The following is a 1,511-nucleotide window of genomic DNA, read 5'->3' as shown; positions in this document are numbered from 1 at the left end:
CAATACCAGTGACTTAAGGATCTTTGCTGGTAGGCTGCCTGTCCAGGAGGTGCCTGGATGCCACGCCCTGGGCAGGTCAAGCCGTCGACGGACGAGCGGTTGTCGGACCGGATCGCGATCGGTCTGCTGACGCGCACGTTCCCGCCAGAGCTGGTGGACCGGATCGTGGAGGAGTGCGGCCGGACCGGGCAGCGCCAGCGGCTGCTGCCGCCACGGGTGGTGGTCTATTTCGTGCTGGCGATGTGCCTGTTCTCCGGGCAGGGGTACGAGGAGGTCGCGCGGCTGCTGACCGAGGGGCTGGCATGGGCGAGGCGCTGGTCGGGGTCGTGGCAGGTTCCTACAACCGCGGCGATCTCCCGGGCCCGGCTCAAGCTCGGGCCCGAGGTCCTCAAGGCGTTGTTCGAGCAGACCGCCGGCCCTGTGGCGACGGAGGCTACCGCTGGTGCGTGGTACGGGCGTTGGCGTTTGATGGCCATTGACGGGACGACGTTCGACGTGCCGGACAGCGAGGAGAACGACGCGCGGTTCGGCCGCCCCAAGACCCACCGCGGTGAGCGGTCGGCGTTCCCACAGGTGAGGGTGGTGGCGCTGGCGGAGTGCGGCACCCACGCGATCACTCACGCGACCCTGGGCCCGTTCGCCACCGCCGAGTCCGTGCTCGCGCGGGAGCTGTTCGACGTTCTGGGGCCTGACGATCTGCTGATGGCCGACCGTGGCTTCGCCGGCCTGGAGCAGTGGCGGGCCGCTGCGGCGGGCGGAGCGGACCTTCTGTGGCGTATCAAGTCCAATGCGGTCCTGCCCGTGCGACAGGAGCTTCCCGACGGCTCCTACCTGTCCGACATCGCCGCCGCCGGGGACCGCAAGCGCGCCGACGCGGCCGTCGTGCGGGTCATCGAGTACACCCTGGACGACCCCGGCCGCCCGCAGCACACCGCCCCCTACCGGCTGATCACCACCATCCTCGACCACGAGTCCGCGCCCGCAATGGAGTTGGCGGCCCGCTACAACGAGCGGTGGGAGATCGAGACCGCGCTGGACGAGCTGAAGACCCACCAGCGCGGCCCCGCTCAGGTTCTGCGCTCCCGCTCACCCGAAGGTGTCGAGCAGGAGGTCTGGGGCCACTTGCTCGTCCACCACGCGATCCGCTCGCTCATGCACACCGCCGCCCAGGACATCGGCGAGGACCCTGACCGGCTCTCCTTTACCCGCACCCTCCGCCTCGCGCGACGCCAAGTCGCCGCGCAGGCGGCCTTTTCCCCCTGACCGCCTGGCCGCAGCCCTCGCCGACGGGCTGCGAGAGATAGCCCGCCACCTCCTGCCCACCCGGCGCAGACGCTCCAACGCCCGCGTCGTCAAACGCAAGATGTCCAACTTCGGCGTCAAGCGAGCCGACCACACGCTCTGGCCGCAGCCCACCCGAGACCCGGTCGAAGCAGTCACCATCGCGCCACACCACAAGACCGCCCCGATCAACCCACCCGTCACGGTCAGGCGAGCCCGGGACTACTAAG

General features: G+C 70.0%; 2 protein-coding genes. Both read left to right on the top strand.

The window, feature by feature from the left end:
• The first annotated feature begins 57 nt into the window (after positions 1-57).
• Entirely contained in the window at positions 58-1,263 is a 1,206-nt protein-coding gene (locus tag P3T39_RS37345; RefSeq protein ID WP_280703782.1) for an IS4 family transposase, read from the top strand.
• A 100-nt stretch (positions 1,264-1,363) separates the two neighbouring features.
• The gene (locus P3T39_RS37340; protein WP_280703781.1) at positions 1,364-1,510 is read left to right on the top strand and encodes a hypothetical protein; all 147 of its coding nucleotides are present in this window, start codon (positions 1,364-1,366) and stop codon (positions 1,508-1,510) included.
• Position 1,511: the final 1 nt, after the last annotated feature.

Origin of the sequence: Kitasatospora sp. GP82, from assembly GCF_029892105.1 — a bacterium.
Lineage (GTDB): Bacteria > Actinomycetota > Actinomycetes > Streptomycetales > Streptomycetaceae > Kitasatospora.
Note: the sequence above shows the minus strand (reverse complement) of the source record. Positions and strands in the feature narration are given on the sequence as shown.